This is a genomic window from Rhodococcus oxybenzonivorans, from assembly GCF_003130705.1.
GTDB classification, from domain to species: Bacteria; Actinomycetota; Actinomycetes; order Mycobacteriales; family Mycobacteriaceae; genus Rhodococcus_F; species Rhodococcus_F oxybenzonivorans.
On record NZ_CP021355.1, the window covers coordinates 413,567 to 436,549 of the forward strand.

The 22,983-nt window shown below is 66.6% G+C and carries 22 protein-coding genes and 2 pseudogenes; 9 read left to right on the forward strand and 15 right to left on the reverse strand.

The window, feature by feature from the left end; all coding sequences use genetic code 11:
• Positions 1–215: 215 nt before the first annotated feature.
• The 9 genes from CBI38_RS32870 to CBI38_RS32910 form a co-directional block, all read right to left on the reverse strand.
• Positions 216–2,486, reverse strand: coding sequence for a helix-turn-helix domain-containing protein (locus CBI38_RS32870; protein ID WP_230990414.1), 2,271 nt, complete (start codon positions 2,484–2,486; stop codon positions 216–218).
• 22 nt (positions 2,487–2,508) lie between these two features.
• Positions 2,509–3,546 carry an alcohol dehydrogenase catalytic domain-containing protein gene (locus CBI38_RS32875; protein WP_109335704.1) on the reverse strand — a complete coding sequence of 346 codons (1,038 nt, stop codon included), beginning with the start codon at positions 3,544–3,546 and terminating at the stop codon, positions 2,509–2,511.
• Positions 3,543–4,475 (reverse strand): malate dehydrogenase, encoded by a 933-nt coding sequence (locus tag CBI38_RS32880; RefSeq protein ID WP_230990415.1) that lies wholly within the window; start codon positions 4,473–4,475, stop codon positions 3,543–3,545. The genes CBI38_RS32875 and CBI38_RS32880 overlap by 4 nt, the downstream gene beginning before the upstream one ends.
• Positions 4,476–4,498: 23 nt before the next feature.
• Positions 4,499–4,885, reverse strand: coding sequence for a hypothetical protein (locus CBI38_RS32885; RefSeq protein ID WP_109335705.1), 387 nt, complete (start codon positions 4,883–4,885; stop codon positions 4,499–4,501).
• Positions 4,882–5,517 (reverse strand): hypothetical protein, encoded by a 636-nt coding sequence (locus tag CBI38_RS32890; RefSeq protein WP_109335706.1) that lies wholly within the window; start codon positions 5,515–5,517, stop codon positions 4,882–4,884. Before CBI38_RS32890 ends, CBI38_RS32885 begins: the two co-directional genes overlap by 4 nt.
• Entirely contained in the window at positions 5,514–6,323 is an 810-nt protein-coding gene (eutJ, locus tag CBI38_RS32895) for an ethanolamine utilization protein EutJ (protein WP_109335707.1), read from the reverse strand. The genes CBI38_RS32890 and eutJ overlap by 4 nt, the downstream gene beginning before the upstream one ends.
• The gene (locus tag CBI38_RS32900) at positions 6,323–7,699 is read right to left on the reverse strand and encodes an aldehyde dehydrogenase family protein (protein WP_109335708.1); all 1,377 of its coding nucleotides are present in this window, start codon (positions 7,697–7,699) and stop codon (positions 6,323–6,325) included. The genes eutJ and CBI38_RS32900 overlap by 1 nt, the downstream gene beginning before the upstream one ends.
• A 70-nt stretch (positions 7,700–7,769) precedes the next feature.
• Positions 7,770–8,093 (reverse strand): BMC domain-containing protein, encoded by a 324-nt coding sequence (locus tag CBI38_RS32905; protein WP_109335709.1) that lies wholly within the window; start codon positions 8,091–8,093, stop codon positions 7,770–7,772.
• A 71-nt stretch (positions 8,094–8,164) separates the two neighbouring features.
• Entirely contained in the window at positions 8,165–8,452 is a 288-nt protein-coding gene (locus CBI38_RS32910; protein ID WP_109336106.1) for a EutN/CcmL family microcompartment protein, read from the reverse strand.
• A gap of 267 nt (positions 8,453–8,719) precedes the next feature.
• Between CBI38_RS32910 and CBI38_RS32915 the strand changes: the two genes are divergently transcribed.
• Genes CBI38_RS32915 through surE form a run of 3 tightly spaced genes read left to right on the forward strand, consistent with a single transcriptional unit; the run spans position 8,720 to position 11,483 of the window.
• The gene (locus CBI38_RS32915; protein WP_109335710.1) at positions 8,720–9,715 is read left to right on the forward strand and encodes a DUF7064 domain-containing protein; all 996 of its coding nucleotides are present in this window, start codon (positions 8,720–8,722) and stop codon (positions 9,713–9,715) included.
• Positions 9,716–9,717: 2 nt separating this feature from the next.
• On the forward strand, positions 9,718–10,677 hold the full coding sequence (locus tag CBI38_RS32920; protein ID WP_162603347.1) for an HAD family hydrolase: 960 nt from the start codon (positions 9,718–9,720) through the stop codon (positions 10,675–10,677).
• Positions 10,674–11,483, forward strand: coding sequence for a 5'/3'-nucleotidase SurE (gene surE, locus CBI38_RS32925; RefSeq protein ID WP_162603348.1), 810 nt, complete (start codon positions 10,674–10,676; stop codon positions 11,481–11,483). The genes CBI38_RS32920 and surE overlap by 4 nt, the downstream gene beginning before the upstream one ends.
• Before the next feature lie 79 nt (positions 11,484–11,562).
• Here surE and CBI38_RS32930 read toward each other — a convergent pair whose 3' ends face one another.
• Complete coding sequence (locus CBI38_RS32930) at positions 11,563–11,853, reverse strand: BMC domain-containing protein (RefSeq protein WP_109335712.1); 291 nt, start codon at positions 11,851–11,853, stop codon at positions 11,563–11,565.
• Positions 11,854–12,047: 194 nt separating this feature from the next.
• On the opposite strand from CBI38_RS32930, the gene CBI38_RS32935 reads away from it, so the two are divergent.
• From CBI38_RS32935 to CBI38_RS32950, 4 genes and pseudogenes are all read left to right on the forward strand, one after another.
• Positions 12,048–13,625, forward strand: a complete 1,578-nt coding sequence (locus tag CBI38_RS32935; RefSeq protein ID WP_109335713.1) for a carboxyl transferase domain-containing protein — start codon at positions 12,048–12,050, stop codon at positions 13,623–13,625.
• Between the two features lie 15 nt (positions 13,626–13,640).
• Complete coding sequence (locus CBI38_RS32940) at positions 13,641–15,650, forward strand: acetyl/propionyl/methylcrotonyl-CoA carboxylase subunit alpha (protein ID WP_109336108.1); 2,010 nt, start codon at positions 13,641–13,643, stop codon at positions 15,648–15,650.
• A complete protein-coding gene (locus CBI38_RS32945) occupies positions 15,647–16,138 on the forward strand; it encodes a MaoC family dehydratase (RefSeq protein WP_109335714.1) in 492 nt (163 codons plus the stop codon). Before CBI38_RS32940 ends, CBI38_RS32945 begins: the two co-directional genes overlap by 4 nt.
• Positions 16,135–16,347, forward strand: a pseudogene (locus CBI38_RS32950) (aldolase/citrate lyase family protein); the annotation flags it as partial. The gene CBI38_RS32945 and the pseudogene CBI38_RS32950, both read left to right, overlap by 4 nt.
• Positions 16,348–16,515: 168 nt before the next feature.
• Here the strand turns inward: CBI38_RS32950 and CBI38_RS32955 are convergent.
• From CBI38_RS32955 to CBI38_RS32975, 5 genes and pseudogenes are all read right to left on the reverse strand, one after another.
• Positions 16,516–16,734: pseudogene (locus tag CBI38_RS32955) on the reverse strand (AMP-binding enzyme); the annotation flags it as partial.
• Positions 16,695–17,075, reverse strand: coding sequence for a WhiB family transcriptional regulator (locus CBI38_RS32960; RefSeq protein WP_230990416.1), 381 nt, complete (start codon positions 17,073–17,075; stop codon positions 16,695–16,697). The pseudogene CBI38_RS32955 and the gene CBI38_RS32960, both read right to left, overlap by 40 nt.
• Positions 17,076–17,215: 140 nt before the next feature.
• Positions 17,216–18,325: an alcohol dehydrogenase catalytic domain-containing protein gene (locus CBI38_RS32965; RefSeq protein WP_109335716.1), complete on the reverse strand. Its 1,110-nt coding sequence runs from the start codon at positions 18,323–18,325 to the stop codon at positions 17,216–17,218.
• 119 nt (positions 18,326–18,444) lie between these two features.
• Positions 18,445–19,065, reverse strand: coding sequence for a cysteine hydrolase family protein (locus tag CBI38_RS32970; RefSeq protein WP_109335717.1), 621 nt, complete (start codon positions 19,063–19,065; stop codon positions 18,445–18,447).
• 27 nt (positions 19,066–19,092) lie between these two features.
• A complete protein-coding gene (locus CBI38_RS32975; RefSeq protein ID WP_109335718.1) occupies positions 19,093–20,166 on the reverse strand; it encodes an LLM class flavin-dependent oxidoreductase in 1,074 nt (357 codons plus the stop codon).
• 364 nt (positions 20,167–20,530) lie between these two features.
• On the opposite strand from CBI38_RS32975, the gene CBI38_RS32980 reads away from it, so the two are divergent.
• Positions 20,531–21,256, forward strand: coding sequence for a GntR family transcriptional regulator (locus CBI38_RS32980; protein WP_109335719.1), 726 nt, complete (start codon positions 20,531–20,533; stop codon positions 21,254–21,256).
• A gap of 376 nt (positions 21,257–21,632) precedes the next feature.
• The gene (locus CBI38_RS32985) at positions 21,633–22,979 is read left to right on the forward strand and encodes an MFS transporter (RefSeq protein WP_204165056.1); all 1,347 of its coding nucleotides are present in this window, start codon (positions 21,633–21,635) and stop codon (positions 22,977–22,979) included.
• Positions 22,980–22,983: the final 4 nt, after the last annotated feature.

Genomic DNA, 22,983 nt, shown 5'->3' on the forward strand with positions numbered 1-22,983 from the left:
GGTGGTACACGGTGACCCGTTGCAGGTCATCGTGTGCGACCCTCGAGCAATTGCGCGCGCAGGACCACCCGGGACCGGGACGGTGGGGAGTTGTGGAGCGTCTCGGTGCGCTGCCTGTCGTGCTCCTGCCGTTCAGAACAAGAACCGGGCCACAGATCGAACTGGCGACGGGTGGTGTGTGGTGAATACCCGGACCGGGGGACCACACACCACTCTCAGCCGAATGGCGGGTGCGATTGGCCGTCCAAGTCGCTGACCGCCTCGGTCACCTGCAACAAGCGCAGCGCCAGGTCGGCGCGCATCCGATCCGAGTGTTGCGACAAGTCCAGATTGGTGAGTTTGCGGATCAGCTCGAGCCGGTAGGCGAGGGTCTTGGGATGGACGAAGAGCCGCTCGGCGGCATCCTTCTGTGAGCAGTTGGCGTCGAAGAAGGTGCGGAGGGTCTTGAGGAGGGACCCGTCGGACTGCTGGTCGTACTGGAGCAGCGGCTCGGTCACCTCTTTGATGAACCCCTGCAGGTCGGGATTGTCGCTGCTCCCCAGTAGAAGCCGGACAATCCCGAGTTCGTCGTACATCGACACCGTTCCCAGCCGACGGGAGGCGGCGTGCGCCGTCTTCGCTTCACCGAAGGCCGCCGGATAGTCCCCCGGGTCGCTGCGTGCTGAACTGACCCCCCAGGTGATGTGCAGGTCCGGGTGGCACCGCGCAGTGACCTTGTTCAATTCGTCCAGCAGGGCACGGGCACGCTCGCGGTCCTTGATCGGGGCGAGGGCCACGATCCAGTTTCCCCGCACACTGGTCAACGTCATCGGCGCCGGAGTGGTGCAGCCGCGAACACCGTTGAGAACGTTGCGCCGCAGGGCGTCCGCGGCGGAGGTGGTCCACCCCTCCTGGGCGGCAATGGTGTCGGTGTTCTCGAGCACCCCGTAGAAGACCCGGTGAAAACCCTTGAGCCGGATCCCCATCTGATGGGTGCGGCTGCGGGCGGCGGACCGTTGCTCCGGTGTTCCTTCCACCAGGTCCCACAGCAGCTGGTCGAGTGCTTCGGCGCGCGCGGCGCTCGCCGCGCGCTGCTGGAGTTGGGTGAGCGAACAGACCATGGCGGCCTGCCCGCACGCGACCTCCATGATCTCGGCGTCCTCGTTGCCGCCGATCAAACAGACTGCACCATACTGGTTTTCGGCGGCCACGACCGGGTGGGCCCAAATGGTGCGGCCGTCACGTGCCACGAGCTTGGTCGCACGTTTCGGAAGAGCACCGTTCCGGCCGGCCACGTCGTCGAGCAGATCGGCGGTATCGAAGGTGCGAGGAAAGGTGGCTTCGATTTCGCCGGTGTCGGAGATAATGGCGACGTCGCAGCCCAGCTCGGTTCCGACGGTGCGGGCGACGGAGCTGGTGACGGCGGAGTTGGCGAGCACGATCTCGATCAACGAATGCTGCAGGGTGGAGGAACGGTTGAGTAGGCGTAGTTGACGTTCCAGGGAAATGCGGGTGTTGTCGAGTTCGTCGACGGTGGCTCGTTGGGCGTCGTAGAGCCGACCGTTCTCGATGGCGATGGTCGCGAGGTCGGCCAACGCCACCAGCCTGCGGACGTCGCGGTCGGTGAACGACGAGTAGCGGCGCCGCCACACCTCGAGGACACCGATCATGTCTCCGTGCACCACCAGTGGCACTGCCAGCGCCGAACGAGTCGCTTCCTGTTCGGCGAGGGACATGAAATCCTTGCTGATGGTGGCGTCCTGAAGGTAACTGTCGATCTTGGCGACCTTGCCGGTCTCGAAGACCAGTCCGGCCACGCCCTGCCCCTTTTTCATGCGCAGCCGCGCGGTGTCGATCACTCGGTGCCCGGCGCAGCTGCGCATGCGCAGCTCCTCACCCTCCCGGAGGAAGACGCCACAGATGTCGGAGTCGGACATGCGCAGGGTCTGGGTGGTGATGTTGAGAAGCACCTGGTCGAGGTCATGGGCGCTGAGGATCTGGTGCGCCACGGTGCGCATGACCTCGGCCTCGTCGTCGAGCGCTGCAAACTCCTCGGTGGAGGCATGTGCCTGGGCGGTCAGGTCGATCCAGACACACAGCTGGGCCAGCAGAGTGCGGTGCGCCGCGACCATCTCGTCCGGTACCGCCGCGTCGACGACGACGGCGACGTTGCCCACCGTGGCCGCGCGCGGCATGAGCGGCCCGGCGGCGCATTCGAGGGCGGTCAATTCGGTCTGGTCGGCGCGGGCTTTGCTGCCGGCGAGGACGGACCAGTCGAGGTCATGACGGTGGAAGACGGTGACCGGAAGGCTGCTGCCGAACGCGGTCACAACGGCTTCAGCGGCAGCGGCAGCAGTGTCCGGCAAGGTCGCCAGCAGGTCCCACAGCCGCTCGACGGGAAATGCTCCGTTCGGCATCGTGCCGAACGGGGTCGCCTCGTGTGACCGCGGAGAGCGCTGCGCAGTCTGCGGGCCACCGCCGTGCCGGGATCTGCTCGGGTCGTCCATTGCCGCCTCGTCGGTAGTGTGCCTAGGACACCTCGATGACTGCCTTCAGCGTACGGCGCTCGGTCATCGCTTCGTACGCAGCGGGCGAGTCCTCGAGGCCGACTCGCAGGTCGATGATGACGGTCGGGTCTATCGCCCCGGAGGCCACCAGACCAGAGAGCTGGTCACGATCGCGGATCGCGTTCCCGATCGCGAAGCGCAGCGTCAGCTCGTCGGCGAACGCCCGTCCCACCGGTAACGGCCAGGTCGATTGTTGATGCACTCCGACCGAGACGACGGTTCCGCGGCGGCGGACCAACCCGAACGCGGTGTCGAGTCCGCGGGGGCCGCCGACGGCCTCGATGACGGCATCGGCGCCGCGCCCGTCGGTGAGGGCATCGATGAGAGGGCGAGCCTCCTGCGGGGTCGCAACCAGGGCGCCATGCGCCTGGGCGATCGCTCGCCGCTCGGTGACCGGTTCGACCAACACGACCGGCCCGGCCCCGCAGGCCTGCGCGGCGAGGCTGGTCAGCTGTCCGACCGGACCACCGCCGATGACCGCGACGGTGTCGCCGGGGGAGAGGTCACACCGCTGTACCGCCGCGTACCCGGTTGCCAGCACGTCCCCGAAGAACAGGGTGGCCTCGTCCGAGACCCCGTCCGCGATCGGATGCAGGACGACGTCGGCGTGCGGTACGCGGACGATCTCTGCTTGCGCGCCCGCTAGTGCGGGACCGAAAGCCTCTCCGGTGCCGAAGAATTGGCGCTGACTACACTCCCAGTGGTTGCCGTGACGGCACCACCAGCAGTGCCCGCACGCGGTGAAGTCGGCGCCGCTGACGCGATCTCCGGACGCGAAGGTCCGCACCGCGGACCCGACCGCGACGACGGTGCCGGTGAACTCGTGCCCGAGAACGGCTCCACGGTGCATGCCGTCGGGATGGCTGATCGTGTGCAGATCGGTTCCGCAGATCGCCGCCCGATGCACCTTGACCAGAGCGTCTGTCGGATCGACGAGAACGGGATCGGACACACTGGAGACCTCGACGGCGCCGACGCCGGCGAACACCACCGCTCTCATGACGGTGCCGATGTTCGCTCGAGGTCGGCCACCCGTTCCGCGATCCGGGCGGCGGCCGTGCGCACTGCCGCTAGCTCGTCCGCCGCCAGCGGCAGCTCGACGATCTCCCGCAATCCGGTGCGCCCCAACCGGGCGGGCAGGCCGACGTAGCCGTCGGCGATGCCGTACTGCCCGTGCGCACGCACGGTTGCGGCGATGATCTCGTCGGAATTGGTGGCCATGGCCAAGACCATCCGCGCGGCGGAGGCACCGGGAGCGAAGAACGCGCTACCGGATTTGAGTAGTCCGACGATCTCGGCGCCGGAGTTGCGGGCCCGGTCGACCAGTGCGGTGACCTTCGCCTCCGGCAGCGCGGCGGTGATCGTGGTGCCGCCCACCCGGGCTTGGGAGAGCGGGATGACCATCTCGTCGCCGTGACTGCCCAATGCCAACGCGCTCACTGCCGAAGGGGAGGAGTCGGCGGCCAACCCGGTCAACGCCTGGAAGCGGGAGCTGTCGAGCACCCCGGCCATCCCGATTACCCGCTCGGCGGGCAGTCCGGAGGCGCGCCAGGCATGGTGGGTCATCTCGTCGAGCGGATTGGTGACCACCAGCAGCACCGTCTGGGGTGAGATCGCGGCCGCCTCGCGGGCGATGCCGCCGACGATGGCGGCGTTCACCTCCACCAGATCGGTTCGGCTCATCCCGGGTTGGCGGGCACGGCCTGCGGTGATGACCACATAGTCGGCGGACCCGGCCTCCGCGAGGCTGGTCACCCCACGGACCTTGGTATCGAAGCCGAGCAGCGCCGTCGAATGGGTCAGATCCAGCGCGATCCCCGCCGCCAGGCCTTCGGCGATATCGACGAGGACGACCTCCTCGATGATGTTCGCCTCGGCGAGCTTCATCGCGGTGATCATTCCGACATGCCCGGCGCCGACGACCACCACGCGCTTGACCGACTTCCCGGTGCCTACGCCCTCGGGGCGTCGGGGGCGGGCTGATGCAGCGCGGCAGGTGCTACGGAGGGATGCAACGGCGCCCCGCGCCGGTACAGAGCCGGGGCAGGCGGCCGAAGCGGAGCCGGGGGAGTGTGCGCGTCGTTCGACGAGGATCGAGTGAACACCGGTGTCACCGGGGCGGGCGACGGGTGGGTCGACCCGTTCGAGGTGGCCGAGCCGACCGGGGTGGTTTGGTTCGCCGAGGCGAGCGGGGCGGCCGGGCGGGCGGTAGCGACGACGATTCGCACGCCGCGTTCACGGGCCAATTCCCGTGCCAGCGGGGTGATGATGTCCTTCGCGCCGACAACCAGCTCGCCGGTCCCGGCGGACTCGACCGCGTCGACGCCGAAGACGGTCATCGCCGGGCCTCCTCAATCCCCTCGAGAGATTCGAGGGCGGCGACCGCGGCATCGCGGGCGGTCGCCACTTCGCTTTCACTGCCGGCCAGGAACAGACGACCGAACCGGCCCACGGCGCGGATCTCGATGACATCGATGTCGGCGGCCTTTTCCGCTTCGTTCGCGGCCAGCGCCACATACGCTGCGGGGGAAACTTCCATGACGAACAGGCTCGACCCCGGCATCAGGAGCGTGCCCTTGCGCCACTTGTTGAGCAGCTGCGCCTGGTATCCGTGCACGTTGGTGATGAACTGGGTCGAGGCAACGACCGGCTTGATCCGGTCGGTTTCCTTCATGCCGAGCGCGTCGAGCACAGCCTCGCCGGCCGCCAGGACATCCGCCTGATGCTCGGAGTGGATCTCGAGCAGGCCGAATTCTCGCTCGATGATCTGCAGGGCGGGCCGCACACTGGATGACTTCAATGCGATGTCCGCCGCCCGGAATACCTCATTACCCGGGGCCATCTCGACGAACAACTCTGACATGCCAGCCAACGGCGGGTCGCCGGGACTGGTGGCAGCGACGTGCGCCGCACACTGCGGCTGCATTCGATCGATGAATGCGTATGTCCGGAGTGTGGCTGTGCCTGTCATGACGCGTACCTCGCGATTCCCAATGGAGTGATGAGCAGCGCGTGCGGATAAGCCCGCACGCGCCGCCCCAGGTATTTGCTGATGGTCGTATCGGCGCCCGGAAGCATCAGAGCGCCCCCGGCGAGATGAAGGTCGAGGTGTTCGGCACCTCGGGTCAGATCCCGTATCGAGGAGCCGATCCTCTCGATTCCCGGCCGTAGGATGGCGAGGTAGTCGCCGGAACCGGCGCGCTTGCATTCCTCGGCTTCGGCGACGGTGACCCCCAAGGCGCCGGCGAGAATGAGGTCCAGGTGGTGTCCCCCGCCGGGCCGGTCATCGAGGGCAGTCAATTGCCCGGATTCGAAGACCCCCACCCCGGTTGAGCCGCCACCGACGTCGATGACCACCCCGTCGTTGACCTCGAGGGTCTTGTTGGCCGCGCTGACCTCGTCGACCAAAGTGACCTCGTCGAAGCCTGCACTCTCGAGGACGAACCGGCAAGCCCGGCTGTCGGCCTCCCCGATGCACGGGGGAAAAGCGGTGGCCGCATTGACCAGCTCGATCTCCAGTTCGGCCTCGGCGGTGGCCTTGAGTTTGCGTACCGCGGCAGCCGCTGCGGCGAAGTCCACCACGACACCGTCACGGATGGCGGCGGTGCGATCGAAATCGATCCACACCGGTCGGCCCGCGGCATCGACCACGGTGATCACACAGGTAGCGGTCCCCAAGTCGATGCCGGTGCGCAGATCACCGTCGTGATCCGTTCTGGCAGAACGGATGTGCTGGTGCGCCTCCTCGAGTGTCTGCGCGATCTTCTCGGAAGACATCAGTCGAACACTCCACGCCACGGCCGGGCCTCGTGAGCGATGCGCTTGATGTTCACCAGGTGCAGCGGGGTGACGTTGTCCGAGCAGATCGACCCGCTCCAGGTTCCGGTACCGATCTGGAAGGAGGGATCGACGTTCGTCGAATACCCCATCCCACCGAAGAGGGCGGGGGTGTTGACGACGATGCGGCCGGCCGGCAGTTCCCCGAACTTGGCCACCACCGTCGGATCGGAGCTGTGCACGGCCACGGTATGGCCCTCACCACCGAGCGCCAGGATCTCCCGGCAGCGCCGCCACCCGGCCTGGTAATCCGCCTCCCGGTAGATGGTCAGCACCGGACCGAGGATCTCCCGCGAGAGCAGTGCGTGGTCGCCGACCTCGGTCATCTCCGCGGCCAGTACCTTCGTCGTCGCCGGGACGGTGAACCCCGACATCTCGGCCAGCCGGACCGCGGACTGACCCACCGCGTTCGCGCGCAGTCCGCCGCGCTCGTCGAACAGAGTCTTCGTCAACGCGGTCTGCTGGTCCGGGGTCAACCAGGCGGCACCGGCGCGGGAGAGTTCCCCGACGAACCGGTCAGCGACAGCGGTGGCGACCACGACGGATTGCTCGGCGACACAGGCGGTGCCATTGTCGAAGGACTTCGAGGTCACGATCATCGTCGCGGTCTCGGCGAGATCGGTCACCGACGAATCGACGTACGCCGGGACGTTCCCCGCGCCGACCGCAATGGTCGGTTTGCCGCTCGAGTAGGCGGCGGCGACCATGGCGGGACCGCCCGTGGCAAGAACCAGACGGACATCTCCGTGCCGCATCAGCTCCCGGGTCGCCTCCAGGGTGGGCTGCTGCAGGCAGGAAACCAGACTCTCCGGGGCACCGGCACGCACCGCCGCCTCCGCCATGATCTCCGCCGCCCGGGCAGAGCATCGCGCCGCCCGCGGGTGCGGCGCATGCACCACGGCGTTTCCCGCCTTGACCGCGGCCAGGCTCTTGAACAACACGGTCGCAGTGGGGTTGGTGACCGGAATGATCGCAGCGATCACGCCCATCGGCGACCCGACCGCGGTGACCTTGTTCTCCTCGTCGGCCCAGAGCACGCCGACCGCGCGGCGCTCGAGCATCCACTCCGCCACGAAACCGGTGTTGAACCGGTTCTTGATGATCTTGTTCTCGTACACGCCGTAGCCGGTCTCGTCGACCGCCATCCGGGCGAGCTCTTCGGAAGCGGCGTAACCCGCCTTCGCCATGGCCCGGACGATGTTGTCGAGCCACTGCTGGTCGGCGCCTTCGATCGCGTCGAATGCCTTCTTCGTGGCGGAAACCTGCGCGCGAACATCAACCAGCGCCGCCAGGTCCGCGTCAAGCGTTGCTGTCACGGTCTTCTACCTTCCATGGCTCGGTCCGGAGCGCAGACAGAGGTCGCTGCGCTCCGAGCGAGATCGATTCTCAAGCACCCTTGGGCTGAGTCAGGTTCGACAGCACACTCTCGGTTTCGTCGTGCGGGCGCGGGATGACGTGCACCGAGACGACCTCGCCGGCCTTACCTGCGGCAACTGCGCCGGCATCGGTGGCGGCCTTGACTGCGCCGACGTCACCGCGGACCATCACGGTGACCAAGCCTCCACCGATCTCGCGGTGCCCGAGCAGTTGGACGTTGGCCGCCTTGACCATGGCGTCGGCTGCCTCGATCGCCCCGACGAGACCCTTGGTCTCGATCAGGCCGAGGGCGCCGGCGCCGCGGGCGGGCAGGGTGGTCTGAGTGGTTGCCATGGTCTTTCCTCCATTTGTGGTCTTGCTGGGTGAATCGACGGGTGGTGTGGACACTGCGTCAGTTTCTGTGGTCATTTCGAATACGTGACCTCACCGTGAGTGACGATCGTGTCCGCGATGGCGACGATCGCCTGGTCGACCGGGACACCGGTGGTGGCCTGGTCCACTCGTGCCGCGCTTCCGGACACAACCAGGACGACCTCGTCCTGCCCTGCACCGACGAGGTCGACAGCGGCATACCGCCCGCTCTCGCCATCTGATTCGGGGGCGATATCCTCGACGACCAGAATCGTCGTTCCCGACAGTTCGGGAACCTTGGCGGTGGACACCACCTGGCCGACAACACGTGCAAGTCTCACCGTGAGGACCGCCTTCTCTACTGGTCGCCGAAAACGAACGGGGATCGATGCACTCCCGCTCACCCCCTTGTGACCCGGGAGTGCATCGATGAGGACGCTACGGTGACGCACCCCACAAGGTCGTTATCTCTGCGGGACAGCTCTCGCCCGGGCAGTTATCCCACGAGGATGTGGCGGGGGCATCTCGGCTTCGGCAAGGTGTGCGGTGACGAGGACCGCGTCGGGTAATCACACCGTGCGGCAACCGCCAGAGCCTAGGAGAGTCAGATGATCGAAGACATCGACGCCGATTTCCACACCCCCACCAGCGACGATCCCACATGGACGGAGACGAACTTCTTCGGCTTCTACATCCCGGAAGCCACCCTGAACGTCGGCGTCTATGCGCTGTTCCGACCGAACGCGGGCGTCGCGATCTCCACGATCGCCATGAACTCGAAGTTCGTGGAGGCGCCCTGGCAAGCCGAGTACTGGGACGCCCAGCACCACCTTCCGATTCCGGAACCCCGCAACCTGCGCGACTACCGTTTGAACAACGGCCTGCACGTGGTCTGCCGCGAGCCGAACCGGGTGTGGGACGTCGAGTTCGACAACGGTGACGACGTCTCGTTGGCCTTCCGCTACACCGCGATCGCCGACGCCTTCGACATTCACGACCCCAAACAGGATCCGATCGTCGCCAAGCAAGCCGACGAAGGCGTGTTTGCGTGGGGCGAGGCGTACGCCGGGCACTTCGACCAGTCGGGCCACTTCGTGGGTGAGGTGAACCTGCGCGGCAAGAAGTACGCCGTCGACTGCATCTCGACGATGGACCACAGCTGGGGTCTGCGCTCGGAGCACCAGGGGCACACCATGAGCTGGCTGCACGCGCACTTCTCCAAGGACTTCGCCATCCACGGAATCTTCGACTTCGATCCCACCGGTGGCCCCGACGCCGCCACCGAACTGACCCTCCAACACGGTTACGTCGTCGACAAGGGTGAGCTGTACGGGTTGGCCGCAGGCCGCGGCCGCACGATCCGCGAAGGATTCTTCGCGAAATCCGTCGAACTCGAACTCACCGACAGCGAGGGCCGAGTGTACGAGCTCCAAGGCTTCGGGCGGACGAGTTTCCCCTGGCAGGCCGGCCCGGGCACGGTGGGATACAACGTGCTCGCCGAATGGCGTTCGGGAGCACAACGCGGGTGGGGCGAGATCCAGGACTTCATCGGCCCCCAGCAGTTGTGCAAGATCTACAGCGCGTCAGACGCGACCGGCAGCTGACCGTGTGCCGACCAGAGCCGCCCCAGGCTGTGATCTTCGACCTCGACGGCACTCTCGTCCAGACCCGAGAGGCATCCTGGCGCGTTTTCGAAAAGATCAGTGCCGCACACCATCTCGGTGTCACAACACCCGAGCAGTTCTACGAGATGTTCGCCAACAACTTCTTCGTCTCCCTGCGCGGTCTCTGCCGAGATGCCGAGCACGCGCAGGTGGTCGAGGAGGACTTCATGCGCAGCCTCGGCGCCGACTACGCCCCGCTGATGATCCCCGGCATGGTCGACGTCGTGAAATCGCTGGTGCCACATGCGACACTGGCTGTTCTGTCGTCGAACTCGACGGAAGTCATCCGCAGAATCCTGCGCAAGAACAAGCTCGAGTACTGCTTCGGGCACGTGTTCGGTGGCGACGTCGAACCCGACAAGGCCAAGGGCATCGAGCGGTTCCTCGACGACGCCGCTCAGGGCTCTGGTCGGCGCTGCCAGGCGTTCTACGACGAATCGGCGACCGGCGGTGCGGTCCCTGCTGGGGCGACCGCCATCATCACCGACACGGTCGGTGATGTCGAAGCGGCAGTGAGGGCCGGGATCCGTGCGGTCGGAGTCGCCTGGGGCATGCATACCGAAGAGCAACTACTCGCCGCGGGCGCGGAGTTCGTCGCGATTTGGCCGCAGGAAATTTTGGCGCATCTATTCGCCTATGCTCCCGAGACATCGACATGCGCGTGCCCGGCCTCACCGGTCGTAGCGTTGCCGCCGCAGGAGGTGCCGGCGCGGGTGCAGCGCAGAACTTCCGGAGCGAAGGCCTTACAAGCACGAATCACTGCGCACCGGCCGCCGGCGACACAAAATTCGCAGCCGCACGCGACCTCTGTCTCGGCGCCCAGGGCAGAGCCGTTGGTCAACGGCACCGAATCCGCCGCGGACAACGAACTGCTGCTCGCCGTGCGGTTGGCGATGCCATGAGGCGCCGACCACATGTACTGGTCACCAACGATGACGGGATCGACGCGCCAGGGTTGCTCGCTCTCGCTCATACCGCATGCGAGCAGGGGTATGACGTCACGGTCGCCGCTCCTCACCGTCAAGCCAGCGGTTGCGCCGGCGGTCTGACGATGTTCCTGGTCGACGAGCGCATCGAGGTAAGCCATCGTCGGCTGCCGGGTCTACCTGGAGTGGAGGCCTATGCTGTGGCGGCGCATCCGGGCATGATCGCACTCGCTGCCGTGCTCGGCCGTTTCGGCCCGGTGCCCGACCTCGTGCTGTCCGGTATCAACGAGGGTTCGAACCTTGGTGCAGCGGTGCTGCATTCGGGCACGGCCAGCGCGGCAATGGTCGCCGGAGTCCACGGCGTGACCGCGCTGGCGGCATCGCTGCACCTGGACTTCGAGATCGAACAGCCCGCGGCGGTCGGCGCCGCACGTCACTGGGACACCGCCGCGGCCGTGGTCGACGCGATCTTGCCGAACATCATGAGCGCGGATGCCGGATCGGTGTTCAACCTCAACGTGCCCAATCTGCCCGGTGAGCAAGTGCGACCTCTGGTCGCGGCGCCGTGGACGCTCGCCGGCACGGCACCAACCCTGCTGCCGTTCATCGCCGCCTTCGATCGGCACGCCGATGCGTTGCCGGTACAGGACCTGCCGTCCCCAGATATCACCATCGTCGAGGGCTCCGACATCGCGCATGTGCGCGGCGGTCACCCCACGCTGTCACTGCTCCGATGGAACGGCGACACGGCGATCGAGTGGGTCGACAGCGTGCTCACCTAGTTCCATCATTCACCGTAATCGTCGAGATCCCCGTGGCTGTCACAGCCACGGGACCTCGACGATGTGGTCCCGTATGGCGTCAGTTGACCGGGGGAATCGCGGCCGACAGCACGTCCTCGGTATCACCGTGCGGGCGAGCGATGACATGCGAGGTAGCCAGTTCCCCGGTTTCGCGGGCGGCAACGACGCCCGCGTCGACCGCGGCCTTCACCGCTCCGACATCACCGCGCACCATGACCGTGACCTGGCCATTTCGCAGAGTGCGGTAACCCACCAACTCCACGTTGGCAGCCTTCACCATCGAGTCGGCCGCTTGGATCGCTCCGACCAGCCCCACCGTTTCAATCAGACCAACAGCGCCGAAACTCATTGGCCGGCCTCCTTCGCGTTCGTTATGCGATGTCCATCACATCCAGAGCCGACGTTAGTGGCGGCTACCGCAGTGGTCGCTATCCCGCAGGGATATAACCTGCGTCAAATTATCGCTACGGGAGAAGGGGTCATGCAGTAGCAACACCATTAGGTTAAGAGGCATTAACTGAATCTGCGAAGTGATGAGGCGTGATGCTAGGCAATGACCCGAGCAACAGGATTGAGCACACCAAATTGGTGGACGAGCTGCGGTCGAAGCTGGCCGTTGCGGCTCTGGGCGGTAGTGAGAAGTCGCGCGAGCGGCACGTGAGCCGGGGCAAGTTGCTCCCGCGCGATCGAGTAGACACCCTGCTCGACCCCGGAAGCCCGTTCCTCGAGATCGCCCCGCTCGCGGCGAACGGCCTGTACGACGACGAATGCCCCGGTGCGGGTGTGATCGCGGGGATCGGTCGGGTGTCCGGCCGGGAATGCGTGATCGTGGCCAACGACGCCACGGTCAAGGGCGGCACGTATTACCCGATGACGGTGAAGAAGCACCTGCGGGCGCAGGAGATCGCACTGCAGAACCAGCTGCCGTGCATCTATCTCGTCGACTCGGGTGGCGCGTTCCTGCCCCGGCAGGACGAGGTGTTTCCCGATCGCGAGCATTTCGGCCGGATCTTCTACAACCAGGCGACGATGAGCGCGCAGGGCATCCCGCAGATCGCGGCGGTCCTCGGCTCCTGCACGGCGGGCGGCGCTTATGTGCCCGCGATGAGCGACGAGGCGGTCATCGTCCGGAACCAGGGCACGATCTTCCTGGGCGGTCCGCCGCTGGTGAAGGCCGCGACCGGTGAGGTCGTCACCGCGGAAGACCTCGGCGGCGGAGACCTGCACTCGAAGGTGTCGGGAGTGACCGATCACCTCGCCGAAGACGATCAGGACGCGCTGCGGATCGTGCGCAACATCGTCGCCACGCTCGGACCGCGCGCCGCGCGTGCGTGGGATGTGATCAGCGCCGTCCCCGCGTCGGCGCCGCAGGCCGAGTTGTACGACGTGGTCCCGACCGACCCGCGCACCCCGTACGACGTTCACGAGGTCATCGGCCGCATCGTCGACGGCGGGACCTTCCAGGAGTTCAAGGCCGAGTACGGCAAGACGCTGGTCACCGGTTTCGCGCACATCGAGGGTCATCCCGTCGGCATCGTCGCGAACAACGGGGTGTTGTTCGCCGAGTCGGCGATGAAGGGTGCCCACTTCATCGAACTGTGCGACAAACGCAGGATTCCGCTGCTGTTCCTGCAGAACATTGCGGGCTTCATGGTCGGCCGCGACTACGAGGCGGGGGGCATCGCGAAGCACGGCGCGAAGATGGTGACCGCGGTGGCCTGTGCCCGGGTTCCCAAGCTGACTGTCGTGATCGGCGGCTCCTACGGGGCGGGCAACTACTCGATGTGCGGGCGGGCGTACTCCCCGCGTTTCCTGTGGATGTGGCCGAACGCGCGAATTTCGGTGATGGGCGGTGAGCAGGCGGCGTCGGTGCTCTCGACGGTGCGCAGCGAGCAGCTCGACAGTGCGGGCAACCCGTGGTCGGCGGAGGACGAGGAGGCGTTCAAGGCGCCGATCCGCGAGCAGTACGAGGCGCAGGGCAACCCGTACTACTCGACCGCCCGCCTGTGGGACGACGGCATCATCGATCCCGCCGATACCAGAACTGTTCTCGGGCTGGCTCTTTCGGTGTGCGCGAACGCACCGCTCGAACCGGTCTCCTACGGCGTTTTCCGGATGTGAACGGACATGACTGACATGACACGGATAGATACCGTCCTCGTCGCCAACCGCGGTGAGATCGCGGTGCGGGTAATCCGCACCCTGAGGACCATGGGAATCCGCTCGGTCGCGGTATACAGCGAAGCGGATCGGGACGCGCGGCATGTCCGCGAGGCCGACACCGCAGTGCTGCTCGGCCCGGCCGCCGCCCGGGAGAGCTACCTGGTGATCGAGAAGGTGATCGCGGCCGCCCAGACCACCGGAGCTCAGGCGATCCATCCCGGATACGGGTTCCTGTCGGAGAACTCCAAGTTCGCCGGGGCCTGCGCAGACGCCGGCATCGCCTTCCTCGGCCCGTCCGCTCACGCCATCGAGGTGATGGGCGACAAGATCACCGCCAAGAACGCCGTCGCGAAGTTCGACGTGCCCGTCGTACCCGGCATCGCCCGGCCCGGCCTCTCCGACGACGAACTGATCGCGGCCGCAGGCGAGATCGGCTACCCGGTCCTCGTCAAGCCGTCGGCGGGCGGCGGCGGCAAGGGCATGCGTCTGGTCGAGGAGCCCGGGGCGTTGGCCGACGCCCTGCGCAGTGCACGCCGGGAGGCCGCGTCCGCGTTCGGTGACGACACCCTGTTCCTCGAGCGATTCGTGCTGCGGCCCCGGCACATCGAGGTGCAGATCCTCGCCGACGGGCACGGCAACGTTGTCCATCTCGGTGAGCGCGAGTGCAGTCTGCAGCGTCGCCACCAGAAGGTCATCGAGGAGGCGCCCTCGCCCCTGCTCGACGAGGCGACGCGGGCCCGGATCGGCGAGGCGGCGTGCAACACGGCGCGCAGCGTCGACTACTCCGGAGCGGGAACGGTCGAATTCATCGTCTCCGCCGACAAGCCGGACGAGTTCTTCTTCATGGAGATGAACACCCGGCTTCAGGTCGAACACCCGGTGACCGAACTCGTCACCGGCCTGGACCTGGTCGAGTGGCAGGTGCGGGTGGCCGCGGGTGAGCCGCTCGGCTTCACCCAGGGCGACATCACCCTCACCGGACATGCCATCGAAGCCCGCGTCTACGCCGAGGATCCGAGCCGAGGCTTCTTGCCGACCGGTGGTCTCGTCGCCGACGTGATCGAACCCGCCGGCCCCGGAATCCGCGTCGACTCCGGGCTGCAGCCCGGCACCGTGGTGGGCAGCGACTACGACCCGATGCTGGCGAAGGTCATCGCGCACGCCGACGACCGCGCCGGTGCGCTGCGGAAACTGGACCGGGCGCTGGCCGGCACCGGTGTGCTCGGTGTGGTGACCAACATCGAGTTCGCGCGCTTCCTGCTCGCCGATCCCGACGTGGTGGCGGGCAACCTCGACACCGGTCTGCTCGACCGCCGGCTCGAGGACTTCGTCGCTGCGGAGGCCACCGATGCCGCCCTCATCGCCGCGGCCGCTTTCCGCTGGTTGCAGCGCTGGCCCGAGCGTGCACAGGCCGATCCGTGGGACGTGCCCAGCGGCTGGCGGGTCGGGGTTCCCGCGCCCACCAGTATTCGGCTGGCATCGCCGACGCGGACCGACCACGTGCGCATCACGGGCAGTCCGTCCGAGGCCACCGCGCAGGTCGAGGACGGCGACACCCTGTCCCTGACGGCGGCCCTCGACGGAACCACCCTGTCCGTCGTGATCGACGGCAGACGTGAAACCTACCGGGTCGCCCAGACCGACGGGCACATCTGGCTCGCCGGATCCGAGGGCACGACGATGCTCCGGGAAGTCGAGGAGCTCAGCGTCCGCACAGGTGACGTCCACGCCGGCGAGGCCGAGATCACCAGCCCCATGCCCGGATCCGTCATCGCCGTCGGCGCCGAAGCGGGCTCCCACGTCACCGCGGGCCAGAGCCTCGTCGTCGTCGAGGCGATGAAGATGGAGCACTCGCTCACCGCACCCATCGACGGCGTCGTCGACATCCTCGTCGCACCCGGTGACCAGGTGATGGTCGACCAGCTGCTCGCACGAGTCACCCCGCACACCGACACCACCGACACGAAAGAAGATGCGTCATGACCGACCTGCTTGCCCATGACGTCACGCGAATCGTGCAGCGGGGCCTGTGGTTCGAGGAGTTCGAACTCGGAGCGGTCTACGAGCATCGCCCCGGCCGCACCGTCACCGAGGCCGACAACGTCCTCTTCACCACCCAGACGATGAACACCCAGGCCCTGCACCTCGATGCCGCCTACAGCGAGGGCACCCAGTTCGGTGAGCGCCTCGTCAACTCGATGTTCACCCTCTCGACGCTGGTCGGGTTGTCGGTCGCGCAACTCACCCAGGGGACCATCGTCGCGAACCTGGGATTCTCGGAGATCAGTTTCCCGAAACCGCTGTTCCACGGCGACACGCTGTACGCGGAGACACGCATCGCCGACAAGCGGGAGTCGAAGAGCCGACCGGGGGAGGGCATCGTCACCCTCGAGCACACCGGGCGCAACCAGAACGGCGACGTGGTGGCGATCGCCGTGCGCAAGACCCTCGTCCAGAAGAAGCCGTCGTGAGCTGGGCACTGCCCGGACCGGCCTGGCTGTTCTGCCCGGCCGACCGGTCGGAGCGTTACGCGAAGGCGGCTGCGGCAGCGGATGTCGTGATCCTCGATCTCGAGGACGGGGTGGCGCCTGCGGACAAGGAGGCGGCGCGGGTCGCGCTGATCGACACCCCGCTCGATCCGGAGCGAACAGTGGTCCGTGTCAACCCCGTCGGCACCGACGGCCAAATCCGGACGAAACGATCAAACGCCCGATTCGCGGTCCTCTGACCGTGCCAACTGGATGGCAGCCGTTCTGCCGTTGCCGATACTGCCCTGGGGAAACCTGAGCCAGTGGCGATCACAATCCGGGCGCGGTGATCGATCAGATGCTCCGGCGCATCAGTCTGGTCACCCATTTTCTTCCTCCGTCTCCATGAGTTCACGGAGTTTCAGTTTGTTGATCTTTCCGACGGGGGTCAGTGGCATCTCGGTGACGAAGTGGATTCGCTTTGGCGCGGCCACGGGGCCCTTGAGCAAACGGACAGCGTCCGTGATGACCGCCGGATCGATCGTGCTGGCGGGATCCTTCAATGCCACGGCGGCGACAACCGACTCACCCCACTTCTCGTCACGACTGCCGTTTGCGCCGAGGTCGGTCGATTACCGGGCTTGGCGGGCCGAGGATGTGTTTGCTGCTCGTCCCATGGTTGAGGACGGCCAGAGGATTTGGCTGGGCGAAGGGGGCGCTCGGCAGGCTGTCGGGAACGGCCGCGGCCGAGGACGTGGTCGCGTTCCTCTTCGGACATTCCACCCCAGCTGCCGAAGGCTTCTCGGCCGGTGAGCGCGTGGTCGCGGCACGCCTGTCGAACGGGGCACTGGGAGCAGATCTTCTTCGCCTCGACGATCCGCTTGTGCCGTTTAGGCCCGCGCTCGTTGGTGGGGTGGAAGCGCGACTGACGATCCGGCACAGGGCCGCCAGTCGCCAGTTCACTCCCTCAGGGACGGGTGTATCGCTGTGTCTCACGGTTCCAAAAGGCCCGCATCACGAGCACTCCTGCGGGGATCGGTGGTTGGGCCCCGCACCACCATGGGTGCGGGGCACGGGCGGTCAGGGGACGCTGACGAAGTTGGTGAAGCCGCCGTGTCGGGCGGGCAGGTCGGCGAGGGCCTCGTTGATCTTCTCGAGCGGGAAGCTGTGATGCTCGAAGACCGACAGGTCGAGGACACCGGCGCCGGCGAGGTCGGCCATGTCCTGCGCCTCGGCGGTGGAGAACCACAGGCTTCCGAGGACGCTGATCTGGCTGCACATCAGCGAGAACATGTCCAGCGGTGGGCGCTCCATCATGCCGCCGATGTCGACGGCCACGCCGCCGCGGCGCAGGGTGGTGATGGCGTCGAGGAACGACTCTGCCGGGGCGCCGGGGCCGAGTGAGTCTATAACGATGTCGACGCCCTCCCCGTTGTTGTGTTCGCGCACCCAGCTGCGCAGGTCGCCTCCGCCGGCGGGGAGGACGTGGATGCGGTCGGGGGCGATGGATCGGACGTCCTCGAGGAGATCGGCGTTGCGGCCGGTGCCGAAGATGCGGCTCGCACCGAGCGCGAGGGCGCTCAGGCAGGTGCCCAGTCCCAGGGTTCCGGAGATGCCGTCGATCAGGACGGTGGAGCCGGGTCCGGCGCCGGCTTTGCGCAGTGCCGAGTATCCGGTGCCGAGGTATCCGAATCGGGCTCCTTCGTCGAAACTGACGGAGTCGGGCAGCTTCACCAGGTTGCGTTGCGGCGCAGTCAGATACTCGCCGAGCCCGCCGTAGGGGTAGGCGTCGAAGATCTCCTGGCCGTCGGCGCCGAAGGAGAAGTAGCCCATGAAGGTGTACTTGTCGCAGTTCTGATCGTGCCCCTGCCGGCAGGGGCGGCAGCCGCCGCAGGAGATACCGGGGTTGACGTAGACGCGGTCGCCGACGGCGACATCGGTGACGTGGCTGCCGACGGCGGCGACGACGCCGGCGGAGTCGAGGCCGAAGATGGCGGGGAGCTCCGGAAGCGGCAGGTAGGGGAACCATTCGCTGTAGGTGGCGAGCACGTTGGAGAGGTTCGGTACGACGTTGCAGGCCTTGACCTGCACCAGCACGTCGGTCGCCCGCGGTTCGGGGATCGGGAGTTCCTCGATCTTCATCGGCTGGTTGATCTCGTGGAGGCGGGCAACGCGCATGGTCGACTTCATGAAGGGAACTCCTGAGGGGTTGTTCGTCTGGCTGGATAGCGGGATGTCAGGCACACGGAGTGCTGGTGTGGGCGCCGACGGGAGCCCACACCAGTGCGGCCGGCTGCGGTTCGGTGTGGTCAGGCGGTGGTGCCGGTGATCGATGCGGTCAGGGCGGTCCGGATGTCGTCGACGGTGGCGATCTCGGCCAGCAGTCCGAGCGAGTTGATGCTCGCCTCGTGCGCTTCGGGGTTGGCCGCCGAGCACGCGTCTTCGACGATCACGACGCTGTAGCCGAGATCGCTTGCAACGCGGGCTGTTCCCTCGACAGAGGCGTTGGTGGCCACACCGGCGAACAGGAGTGTGGTGATGCCCTTGCCCCGCAGGATGGTGTCGAGGTCGGTCCCGGCGAAGGCGCCGATCCGCTGGTGCGTGAGCACGATGTCGTCGCCGTGCGGCTTCAGCGGTTCGACGATTTCGGCGAGTTCGCTGCCCTCCTTGAGACAGCCGGACTGGGCGACGATGCCCAGCAACGGTGAGTTGACCTCGAGGTCGGAGAAGTCGGGTTTCCAGGCGACCCGGGTGTAGACCACGGGGGCGCCGGCCTCGCGGGCCGCGGCGATAAGCGCGGCGATCTGGTCGATGACGCGGCGTTCGCTCACCTGCTGGTGGAAGAAGTCGGCGAAAGCGCCGGTGGGGCCGACGATGTCGCCCTGGCAGTGAACGGCCACGACGGCGGTGGTGCGGGGGTCGAGTTCCATCAATAGCTCCTGGTTCGGGGGGCGTGTTTAGACGTGAGCGAGGATCGAGTGCCCGATGTTGTCGATGTCACGGGCCGCGGTGAAGGGGTTGGACAGGAAGACCTGGAGGATGTCGACGCCGGCCTCGCGCATCAGGGCGGCCTTGTCCCGCAGCTCGGCGGGTGATCCGTAGAGGCACCAGTAGTCGACGAGTTCCTTGGTGATGATCGGCCGGTGCCGAGGGTCGAGTCCGCGCAGGTACTTCGCCCAGACGTCGAGGTAGTGCGGCTGGTCCGGGGCCTTCGGGTCGCCCAAATACTGCTGCGCGGCGGTGATGGAGGCATCGACGATGGGGTCGCCCAGCTGGTCGCGGTGCTGGTCCATCAGGCCGGCGTTGGTGATGCACGAGCTGATCGGTCCGGAACCGAAGCCGTTGGTGACACCGTCTTCCCAGGTCTCACCGCTGCCGAGTTGGTAGAACCAGGACAGGGAGACGAGTTTGACCGAACCGGGCGCTCGGCCGGCGCCGGCGACCGCCTTGTCGAGGCGACTGCGGATCAGCTTGATCATCTCGACGTTCGGTCCGAGGCAGTAGACGACGGCGTCGGCGTACTTGGCTGCTTCGGCGAGTCCGCGCGGTCCGCCGGCGGCCACCCAGATCGGGATGTGGTCGGTGACGTTGTAGAAACCGCTTTCCTTGTCGAGGAACTCCACCTCCCGGGATTGTCCGAGCCAGTTGTGGGTGACGCGTCGTCCGGCCATCAGCTCCCTCGAGACCTCGATGGCGTGCGTGAGTTCGGAGATCTTCGCGGGGCGGTTACCCATTGAGCGCAGCGCGTTGTTGGCGGTGCCGATGCCGAGGAAGGTGCGCCCCGGTGCCAGGGCGTTGAGGGTGGCCATTGAGTTCGCGGTGACCGGGGCGATCCGGGTCAGCGGATTGGTGACCATGGTGCCCAGATTGATCGAGCTGGTCTGGGTCGCTGCGAGCGCCAGGTACTGGTACGGGTCGGAAAACAGCAAGGGTCCTTCGCCGACACCGAAGTGCGAGAACCCGAGGTCCTCGGCCTGCTTCACCATCGCGACCTGGTCGATCCTGGCGCAGGTGCCGATACAGAGTTCCATCTTCTTCTCCTTGCATTGACCCGCTGGTGTGGTTCGACGCCGTGAACGAGGGCGATTGGCTCGCGGGATGGGCGATCCGGGACTGTGTGTTCGGGTCCCGGGTCAGGGGCTCGCAAGCGCCGGAAGTGAGCGATTCCGTTGAAAGGGAACGGCATTGAGCGGCGCGATCCCGTTCCGGAAGGGTTGCCACCCGACCCGTTGCGCTGGTAAAACAAGCCGTACACCTCAAATTGGAATTCTAGCGTTCCAGATGACCGTAGCTGACAGTGACGCGGACCACAAGTACTAGAATGCAAGTTACTGTGGTGAGCGCCGCAGACGAGGGGGACACCATGGCCAGCGCGCCCGACGAAAGCGTGTACGTATGAGCACCACCAGCACCGATCCGGAGGCTGCCGCCCTTCTCGCGAATGTCCGAAACTCGGGCGCACGGCTCTCGGCCGCCATGTACGACATCCTCAAGACCAGACTGCTCGAGGGACGCTACGCGGCCGGGGAAAAGATCGTCGTCGAGTCCATCCGCCAGGAGTTCGGGGTCAGCAAGCAGCCCGTCATGGACGCCCTGCGCCGACTCTCCAGCGACAAGCTCGTCTACATCTTCCCGCAGAGCGGGTGCGAGGTCGTCTCTTATACCCAGCGTGAGGTCGAGGACTTCTTCACCCTGTTCGGGGGCTTCGAGGGCACGATCGCCGCGGTCGCCGCCGCCCGCCGGACCGAAACCCAGCTCATCGAGCTGGGCCTGATCTCGTCCCGGATCGATGCACTGCTCACCTCCCACGACCCCGAGGTGCGCGCGCACGGATACCGCATCCACAATCGCGAATTCCACGCCGCCATCCACACAATGGCGCATTCGCGGATCATGGCCGAGACCAGCCAGCGGATGTGGGACATGTCCGACTTCCTGATCAACACCACCGGAATCACCAACCCGCTGTCGAGCGCCCTGCCCGAACGCCAGGACGATCACCACGCGATCATCGAGGCGATTCGGCAACAGGACGAGGCGGGAGCCCGCGAGGCCATGGAACGGCACATCGTGGGAACCATTTCGGTCATCCGCGACGAAGCCGACGACTTGGCCGGCTGAGACGCCCCACAGCGGCCCGCCCCCGCAACCACGCGTTGCACGGGCGGGCCTTTTCTATGCCCACCGCCGGTCGAAACACCCCTTTGACGGGGACCGGCACCCTGCGCCAGTCAGTACCGCGGGTCGCATCTCGTCCACCGGAGAGACTTGCGTCACCTTCCACGGAGGCGTAGCTTCTCTTCTAGACGTCTAGCATTCCAGTTGCAATGTTTCTCTCACTTCCCTCAGAGAAAGGAGCGGCCATGACGACCGCTTCGCGCAGGTTGGTCCACGCGGCGCCGGCGTGTTTCGGGCCGCGGATCGGAGAAGCCCGACCGTGAGCAACACCTCCGCTTCCTCGACGAAGCCCGCAGCCACCTCACCGCTACGGGTGGCGATGGCCAGCTTCATCGGCACCACGGTCGAGTATTACGACTTCTTCATCTACGGCACCGCCGCCGCCCTGGTGTTCCCCACGCTGTTCTTCCCCGATGTGTCCCCGGCAATCGGAATCCTGCTGTCCTTCGCGACGTTCGGGGTCGGGTTCCTCGCCCGCCCGCTCGGCGGCATCGTCTTCGGTCACTTCGGTGACCGGGTCGGTCGCAAGAAGATGCTGGTGATCTCGCTGGTCGGAATGGGCTCGGCCACCGTCCTGATGGGACTGTTGCCCGGTTACGCCCAGATCGGAATCGCCGCCCCGATCCTGCTGACCCTGCTGCGCCTGGTGCAGGGCTTCGCGGTCGGCGGCGAGTGGGGTGGGGCCACACTGATGGCCGTCGAGCACGCCCCGACCGCGAAGAAGGGCTTCTTCGGATCCTTCTCCCAGATGGGCGCCCCGGCCGGGACCAGCGTCGCGACCCTGGCGTTCTTCGCGGTCTCCCAATTGCCCGACGAGCAGTTCCTCAGCTGGGGCTGGCGCCTGCCGTTCCTGTTCAGTGCGGTACTGATCGTGATCGGGCTGTTCATCCGCCTGTCGCTGACCGAGAGCCCCGACTTCGCCGAGGTCAAGGCGCAGAGCGCGGTGGTGCGGATGCCGATCGCCGAAGCATTCCGCAAGCACTGGAAGGAAATCCTGCTCATCGCGGGGACCTACCTGTCCCAGGGCGTGTTCGCCTACATCTGCATGGCCTACCTCGTCTCCTACGGCACCACCGCCGCGGGGATCAGCCGCACCTTCGCCCTCGCCGGGGTGTTCGTCGCCGGCATCGTCGCCGTCATCCTCTACCCGGTCTTCGGGGCCCTCTCCGACACCTTCGGCCGCAAGACGATGTATCTGCTCGGGGCCGTGGCCATGGGGGTGGTGATCGCCCCGGCGTTCGCGCTGATCAACACCGGCAACCCCTGGCTATTCATGGCCGCACAGGTGCTGGTCTTCGGGATCGCGATGGCACCCGCCGCCGGAGTCACCGGATCCCTTTTCACCATGGTCTTCGACGCGGACGTGCGCTACAGCGGCGTCTCGATCGGATACACCCTCTCCCAGGTCGTGGGCTCGGCGTTCGCGCCGACGATCGCCACCGCCCTGTATGCCTCCACTAAGTCCAGCACCTCGATCGTCGCCTACCTGCTGGTGGTCTCGGCGATCTCGGTGGTCTCGGTGATCCTGCTGCCCGGCGGCTGGGGCCGCAAAGGCGCAGCGAGCCAACTCGTTCGAGACGAAGCCGGCTCCGCCCGGCCCACCGCCGCGGTGACCACATTCTCAACCCCGGACACGGCCACGGACCTGCGTGTCCTCGACAAGTGAAGTG